The 8,568-nt window shown below is 71.2% G+C and carries 3 protein-coding genes and 1 pseudogene; all 4 read right to left on the reverse strand.

Annotated elements, in window-relative coordinates; translation table 11 throughout:
- Window positions 1-19 precede the first annotated feature (19 nt).
- Entirely contained in the window at window positions 20-5,449 is a 5,430-nt protein-coding gene (locus ADBZ5U_RS01075) for a type I polyketide synthase (protein WP_526261480.1), read from the reverse strand.
- 8 nt (window positions 5,450-5,457) lie between these two features.
- Window positions 5,458-7,191: a fatty-acid--AMP ligase gene (locus ADBZ5U_RS01080; RefSeq protein ID WP_526261473.1), complete on the reverse strand. Its 1,734-nt coding sequence runs from the start codon at window positions 7,189-7,191 to the stop codon at window positions 5,458-5,460.
- A gap of 142 nt (window positions 7,192-7,333) precedes the next feature.
- On the reverse strand, window positions 7,334-8,032 hold the full coding sequence (locus ADBZ5U_RS01085) for a thioesterase II family protein (RefSeq protein ID WP_526261476.1): 699 nt from the start codon (window positions 8,030-8,032) through the stop codon (window positions 7,334-7,336).
- 149 nt (window positions 8,033-8,181) lie between these two features.
- Window positions 8,182-8,568: pseudogene (locus ADBZ5U_RS01090) on the reverse strand (arylsulfatase); the annotation flags it as partial.

Genomic DNA, 8,568 nt, shown 5'->3' on the forward strand with positions numbered 1-8,568 from the left:
CGTGCGGCCCCTTCGCGTGTCAGGACGTCGACTCGACGGTGTCGAACAGGGAGTCCAGCACGCTCCCGGCCGAGTCGTCGGTGTCGTCGAGGTCGTCGGTGCCCGCGCCCGGGACCAGCCGGATCGCGAGATAGTCGGCGAAGCTCGTGATGGTCGGGTGGTTGAACAGCATCGTCGCCGACAGTTCGATCCCCACGAACTGCTCGAGCTGGCGCCGGATCGAGATGGCCGTCACCGAGTTCAGGCCCATCTCGGCGAACGGCAGGTCCACCTCGACCCGGTCCTCGGGAACCCGCAGTTCGGCCGCCAGGATGGACCGCAGACCACGGTGCAGTTCGGCGCGCAGTTCCTCCGGCGACATCGAGGCCCACGCCGTCGCCGCGGGGGCCACCTGGGTCTCGGCGGCCTCCGCACCCTCCCGCAGCGGAGCCATCACCACCTGCGCCGCGTCGTGGCGGCTGGCGTACTCCCATGCCGCGGAGGCCTCGCCCGGCCGGACCGGCCGCGACCCCGCCCGCTCGAGTTCGTCGACGACGATCTGGACGTCCCTGCCCAGCCCGAGCCCCTCCCAGACCACCCAGTCCAGGCTGACGGTGTTGTCGCCCTGCCGGTGCCGCGAGCGGGCCAGCGCGTCGAGATAGGCGTTGCCCGACGCGTAGGCGGCCTGGCCGGGCACCCCGAATACCGACCCGGCCGAGGCGATGAAGTACATGAAGTCCAGGCGCCCAGGCGGGAACGCGCGGTGGAGCACCTGCGCGCCGGCGATCTTGGGCCACACGGTCTGCCGGACCCGTTCGGGCTCGAGGTCGGTCAGCAGTTGCCCCTCGGTGATGCCGGCGGCATGGATGACGCCCAATATCGGTGCGGCACCGGCTTTTTCGCGATCAGCAAGAAGGGTCTGCATCGCCTCGGCGGAACCGGAGTCGATGGCGACGGTTTCCACGGACACCCCGCGCCGCCGCAGTGCCCGGATCGCGTCGAGCCGCCGGCCGGCGGCCGGATCCGCGGCCGCGTCACCGCCCGACGGCAGCCCGCTGCGGCCGAGGAGGACCAGGCGGCGCGCGCCGCGCTGGGCCAGCCAGCCGGCCATCAGCAGGCCGAGGTCGCCCAGCCCGCCGGTGATCAGGTACGCGCCGTCGGGGCGGCAGCGCAGTGCGGGCCGCGCGGCGGCGCCGGGGAACGGTCCCAGGCTGGATTTCAGCAGCGTCGAGTCACGCAGCAGCAGCACCGACTTCGACGACGTGTGCAGCACCGGGGCCAGGGCGCTCGCGCAGCCGGCGAGATCGTCGGCGGGACCGACGTCGACCAGCCCGCCCCACACCTGGGGCTGTTCGGCGCCGATGACCCCGGCCAGCGCCCACAGGCAGCTCTGCCGCTGGGCGGACTCGGTGCCCGCCTCGTGGACGCCGCGGGTGACGATCCACAGCGCGCCCGGGTTGCGGGGATCCCGATCGACCAGGTCCGACACCGCGTCGCCGACCTCGCAGACCAGCCGGGCGGCGGCGTCGACGTCGTCCTCCGGGCCGTCGGCATCGGGGACGTACACGACGTAGCGGGCGTCGCCAGGTTCGGCGGCCGGGAACCCGAGGCGATCGAGCCCGTCGCGCAGGGCCCGCGCCGCGGCGGTGTCCCCCAGCACCGCGACCGGGGCCGGTGCGGCGGGTTCGGCGCCCGGATCCCACGGCTGCCACTCGATGACGTGGGCGACGCTGCGGGGGTCGGCGGTCGGGGCGAACGTGTGCACCGCCTGGTACCGGACCCCGCGCAGTTCGGCGCAGGTGAGCCCGTCGGCGGTCCGGACGGTGATGTCGACGACGAGGTCCTCCCCCGTGCCGCCGCGCCGCCGGACGTCGATCGCGCCGCGAGAGTGCGCGGGCGCCTCGGCGGCGAGGTGAACACTGTCCGCGGCCACCGGGAGCATCAGCGAATCGGGCCCGCCGACCACCCGGGCCAGGTCCATCGCCGCGTCGAGCAGCGCGGCCGTCGGGTCGGCCGGGCCCTCCGGCACGACGACCTCGGCCCGTAGCCGGCCCGGCGTCGACTCGTGCACGTCCAGCGACCATTCGTAGGCCCGGCCCTCGACACCCCAGCCGCTCATGAGTTCGTCGAATGCCGACGGATCGTGGACCTCGGCGCCGTCGGGATCGGCGTCGTCGGTCGGACCGGGGGCGATTCGGGCGCAGACCCGGGCAGTCACGTTCCCGATCCACCGGTCCTCGGCTGGGGCCGAGGAGATGGTGACCGTCTCCCCGTCGGTGAACACCTGGACCGCGCAGGGCTGCTCGAAGGTGAGCGGGCTGTCGAACCTGACGTCCTCGACACCGGCGGCGCCGCACTCGGCGGCCGCGGCGGCGAGGGTCCGGACCAGCACCGACGGCGGGACCACCTCGACGCCGGCGATGCGCCGGAAGCCCGGGTACGGCCCGAAGCCGGGCACCAGTCGCGCCTGCCAGAGGTGCCCGGCGGTGGCCCCGGCGACGGTGGTGTGGGCGCCCAGCAGGGTTCCGGCCGCCGGCGCCGACGCACCGCTGTGCCGCGGCGCGGGAGCCGGAATCCAGTGCCGGGTGTGCTGCCACGGGGTGGCGGGCAGCGGGATGTGCGGTTCGGGCGGATGCGGCGTCTCCGGTGGGCTGACGGTGTGGGCGGCGTTCAGGTTGGCGTGGAAGACCAGGGTCTCGTCGGCGTCGCGGGCCAGGGTGCCCAGCGCATGGTGGTGGGTGTCGGCGAGGGTGTCGTCGATGGCGTAGGTCAGCACCGGATTGGGGCTGACCTCGATGAACGTGGCGTGGTCGGCGCCCGCCGCGGCCACCGCCTGGTTGAACCGGACGGGGTTGCGCAGGTTGGCCACCCAATGCTCGGCGTCGAACGCCGCGTCGGCCGGGCGGCCGCCGGTGGTGACGAAGACCGGGATGCCCGGGGGCTGCGGGCTCAGGCCGGCCAGTTCGGTCCGCAGGTCCGGCAGGACCGGGTCGATGATCGAGTGATGCGAGGCGACGTCGACGTCGACGCGGCGCGCCAGCCGGTCCCTGGCCGCCACCTTCGCGATCAGGTCCTCGACCTGCTCGGGCGACCCGGCGATCACCACCTGCCGCGGGGAGGCCTCCACGGCCACACTCACGTCCGGGTAGTCGGCCAGGAGATCCTCGGCCTCGGCGCCGCCGAGTTCCAGCAGCGCCATCGCGCCCTGCCCCGAAAGCCGGGCCATCAGCCGGGACCGGGTGGCGATCACCTTCAGCCCGTCGGCCGGACTCAGCGCGCCGGCCACCACCGCGGCGGTGACCTCGCCCATCGAGTGCCCGATCACCGCGTCGGGGCGCACCCCGTAGGAGCGCCACAACGCGGTCAGCGCCAACTGCACACCGACCAGAACCGGCTGAATCCGGTCGATTCCGACGACCGGCTCGCCGGAGTCGAGGATCCGGCGCAGCGAGAAGCCGGCCTGCTCGGCGAACACCGGCTCCAGCTCGTCGACCGCGGCGGCGAAGGCCGGCTCGTCGGCCAGCAGCCGCCGGCCCATCCCCGCCCACTGCGACCCCTGCCCGGAGTACACGAACACCACACCCGCGCGACACGAACCCTCGTGCGCCCCGACGACACCGGGCGCCGACTGGCCGTCGGCCAGCGCCCGCAGGCAGGCCACCGCCTGAACCCGGTCCCGGGCGCACACCGTGGCGAAACGCCCGGACCGACCGCGGTGATGATTCAGCGTATGCGCCACCTCCGCCAGGCCCGCACCGGCGCCCTCGGCCTCCATCCAGTCGGCCAGCGCCCCCGCCGCCGCCGCGATCCGCTCACCGGACCTGCCCGTGACCACCAACGTCGTCACCGCCGCCGAGACCTCCGGCTCCGACGGCGGGGGCAACTGCGCCGGGGCCTGCTCGAGCACCACATGGGCATTGGTCCCGCCGAACCCGAACGAGGACACCCCCGCCCGCCGCGGCCGACCACGGTCCGGCCAATCAGTCTGCTCGGCAACCACTTTCAACCGCAGCTTCTCGAACGGGATGTGCGGATTGGGGTTCTCATAGCCCGCCGTGGCCGGGATCGAACCCCGATGCAACGCCAACACCGCCTTGGCCAGCCCCGCCACCCCGGCCGCCGCCTCGAGATGACCCAGGTTCGACTTCACCGAACCGATCAGCAACGGGGCATCGGCCGGCCGGCCCTTACCGAGCACCGTGCCCAGCGCCCGCGCCTCGATCGGATCACCCAGCAGCGTCCCGGTGCCGTGCGCCTCGACGTAGTCGACCTCACGCGCGTCCACCCCCGCCGCCGCGTAGGCCGAGCGCAACACCGCCATCTGCGCCGCCGGATTAGGCGCCATCAACCCGTTGGAGCGGCCGTCCTGATTGACCGCCGAACCCCGCACGACAGCCAGCACCCGGTCCCCGGCAGCAAGCGCGTCACCGAGCCGCTTGAGCACCACCACCCCGGCGCCCTCGGAGCGCACGAAACCGTCCGCCGCGGCGTCGAAGGAATGACAGGAACCCGACGGCGACATCGCCCCGACGACGTCGAAAGTCTTTGTGGGCGCGGGTGATAGCAGTACGTTGACTCCGGCGGCCAGCGCGACGTCGGACTCACCCGACCGCAGGCTCTGGCAGGCCATGTGCACGGCGACCAGAGACGACGAGCAGGCCGTGTCCACCGTCACCGAGGGGCCGCGCAGATCGAAGACGTAGGACAGCCGGTTGGCGATGATGCTCAGCGCACCGCCGGTGCCCGACCACGGATCCACTGTCGTGAGGTCGGCGGCGGACAGGTACCCGTATTCGGCCAGGCAAGCGCCGGCGAAAACACCGGTCTGGGAGTGGCGCAGCGTCTGGGCCGGGATGCCGGCGTTGTCGAGGGCCTCCTGGGTCACCTCCAGCAGCAGCCGCTGCTGGGGGTCCATCTTGTCGGCTTCGGCGGCCGCGATCTCGAAGAACTCGGCGTCGAAGGCCGCCACGTCACCGAGGAACCCGCCCCAGCGGGTGGTCGAGGCCAGTGCCGCCGACTGCGCCGGCGAGCCGTCCTCGAAACGGTCCCAGCGCCCTTCGGGCACCTCCACGACACCGGATCGGCCCGCGACCATGAAGTCCCAGAAGCCGTCCGGGCCGCTGACACCACCCGGGAAACGACACCCCACCCCGATCACCGCGATCGGCTCGCGATCCCCGGACGCGCTCCGCTCCTCGCCGCCGTCGGGCAGCGGAACCGGTTCCACCTCTCCCCCGGTCAGATACTTCGCCAGCGCGTTGACCGTCGGGTACTGCCACAGATCCACCGGCGACAGTTCCCGCCCGAGCAACTCGGAGAGTTCGCCGATCATGACGACCGCGTCGGCGGACCCGACCGCGAGGTCCTTCAGGGGCGCGTCGCAGTCGATTTCGTCGGGGCTCAGGCCGATCGGGTCGACGAGGTAGTCGACCAGCCAGCGCCGCAGGCCGTTCTCGTCCGGGGGCTGCATGTCCGGACTCACTGGGCATCCACCCGGCTGAAGCGGTCCAGCCGGTACTGCTCGCCGCAGGACGACCGCCGAACCTTCCCGCTGGTCGTGATCGGGAGCGCGCCCTGACCCACGAGAACCAGGTCGGCGACCCGCACACCATGCACATCCCGGACGGCCGCGGCGACGCGTCGTTTGAGGTCCTTGACCGCCGCGGCGGCCTCGTCGGGTGCGCCCGCCGGTGGTCTGATCTCGGCGATGGCGACGAGTTTCTCGGTGGTGTCGTCCTGGATGGAAACGGCCGCCACCCGGCCCATGGTGATCTCGCCGATGGTGTGCTCGATGTCTTCGGGATAGTGGTTCTTCCCGTCGACGATCAGCAGGTCCTTGATCCGGCCGATGATGTACAACTCGTCGTCGAAGACCGCTCCGAGGTCACCGGTCCGCAGCCAGGGTCCGCTCGGGGTGCCCTCCGAGGGGTGGGCCAACCGGCCGCCGAAGGTCCGCGCGGACAACTCCGGATTGCGCCAGTATCCGGGCGAGACCTGTTCGCCGTGCACCCAGATCTCGCCGACCTTGCCGTCGGGCAGTTCCACGGCGGACTCCGGGTCGACGATGCGCACGTCGCAGGTCCGGGGTCGGCCGCAGCCCACCAGCTCCGAACCGCCCTGAGCGCACACCTCAACGTGGCCGGCCGCCAACTTCTCGGAGTCGAAGCGCACTTCGGTCGGCGCCCGGCCGCCCGGGGAGGAGACCACGTAGACCGTCGCCTCGGCCAGTCCGTAGGACGACCGCACTGTCGAGACCGGCAGCCCGAACCGCGCGAAACGCTCGTTGAAGCGGTGCAGCGTGCCGGGGTGTACTCGTTCCGCACCGCTGATGATGCCCAGACAGCCGCTGAGGTCCAGGCCGGCCATGTCGGCGTCGGAGGTGCGCCGCGCCGAGAGTTCGAACCCGAAGTTGGGTGCGGCGCTGAACGCGCGCGGGTTCAACGCCAGCTGCCGAATCCAGCGCGAAGGTCTGCCGAGGAATCCCATCGGGCTCATCAGCACACCGCGGCGGTTGACCACCAGCGGACCGAGCACGCCCATGACAAGGCCCATGTCGTGGTAGAAGGGCAGCCAGGACACCATGGTCGCGTCTTCGGGAGCGCCGCCCGGAATGTGTTCGACGTAGTCGGTGAGGATCTGGTCCAGGTTGGCGGTCACGTTCCGGTGGGTCAGGACCACTCCGGCCGGCTGGCGGGTCGAACCCGAGGTGTACTGCAGGTAGGCCGCCGCCGAATCGGGCACTCCCGCCGGGGCCGGCGGCACCGGGCCGGAACAGGGGTCGACGGCGTCGATCTCGATGACCTCGGCGGCGGATCCGCCGGGCTGGGCGCCGGCGTAGGGCACGATCGCCCCGACGACCTCCGAGGTGGTCAGGATGGCGGTCGGGGCCGAATCGCGCAGGGCGCCGACGACTCGTTCGTCCAGTCCGCCGGGCGCCGGAACCGGCAACGGGACGGCGATGAATCCGGCGTGCATGGCCCCGAAGAACCCGGCGATGTAGTCCAGGCTCTGCGGGGCCAGGATCGCGGCCCGGTCGCCGGGCGACCCGGACTGCAGCAGGCGCGCCGCCACCGCCTGTACCCGCTGGTACAGCTCGGACCAGGTGAGCGTTTCCGCGAATCCCGCGGGGTCGACGTCGTAGTCGAGAAACGTGTACGCCAAGCCGTCGGGCATCTGCTCCGCCCTGGCTTTGAGAAGTTCAGGAATGGACAACTCACGTCTCCGGCATCAACTAAGCCCCCCGGACGACGTCCGGCAGGCTGACAAAAGTATGGAGCTCAAACGCGTCACGCCATGCGTTCCTGAGAGAAAGCTTACATCCTGCATGGCAAATTCTTGGTTTCCGCGTTCTACCTCAGGTTTCGCAGTACTCCTTGATCTTGGCCTCGATATCACCGACCAGTTCGGGCAAATGATCGTTGAGGTAGAAATGGTGGCCGGGGAACTCCCGCATGGTGAACTCGCCGGTGGTGCGCTCAGCCCACGGCCTGACCTTCTCCGGCGTGGCGATTTCGTCCTCGTCCCCCAGGTAGGCGGCGATCGGGCAGGACACCGTGGCCTCGGCCGGGCAGTCGTATTTCATGATGGCCTTGAACCCGCGCAGTGTCGGCAGAATCCGGGCGGCGAACTCCTCGTTCTCCAGGAACTCCGGGTTGACACCGGTCGCCTCCTGCACCGCGTCGAGCAGGCCGCGGTCGGACTCGGGGATGTAATCGGACCCGATCCGGCCGGGCGCCGCGGACGCCGACACGAACATCGCCGCGACCGGCCGGCCGGCCTCCTCGAACCGCCGCGCGACTTCGAAGGACACCAGCGCGCCCATGCTGTGCCCGAAGAAGGCCACCGGGCCGTCACTGGCGGGCAGCAACTGAGCCACCCGTTCGGCGAGGTCGCCGATCGTGCTGAACGAACCCAGGTCGTGGCTGCCGTCCCGGCCCGGGTACTGCACGGCGATCCGTCTGACGTCACTGTTGAACGCCCTGGAGAACGGGACGTAGTACTTCGGCGACCCGCCCGCGTGCGGGAAGACGTACAGAGTGGTGGGCCCTGGCATCGGATCAGATTACCTTTGCCGCCGGCGCCGACCCGCCACCCGCGCGCCCAATCTGTGGCGCCTGGTGGTTCCGCATGGTGTGGCCGACATGGAAGGGGCCTGAACCTGATGCAGGTTCAGACCCCTTCCGATGTCTTGCGACATCACACCTAATCGGTGGCGTAGGCCGCCTCCGCATCGCGCTCGAGGTCCACGTAGGCCTTGTCGCTGACGTCGATGGCGACAGCCTGGATGGTGCCGCCGGTGAACGTTCCCGGCGACTTGTACTGCTCGGAGACGTTGTCACCGCTGTCATAGCCGACGCACAGACCATCCCCGGACAGGGTGAACTTGCCGATCTGGGCCCTCATCGGGCCCTTGGCCACCTCTTTGCCGTCCACGTAGAGCACGGTGGTGCCCAGCGACTCGCCGTGTTTTCCGGCCCGTTCCCGCTTGAACTCCATGCCCAGCGTGTGCTTGCCCGGGCTCAGCGGCGGCGAGACGAAGTCCTGCTCGGGCTTGATCCCCAGGAAGTTGTAGACGTAGTGCAGCCGGCC

Origin of the sequence: Mycobacterium sp. (genome assembly GCF_040398885.1) — a bacterium.
Lineage (GTDB): Bacteria > Actinomycetota > Actinomycetes > Mycobacteriales > Mycobacteriaceae > Mycobacterium.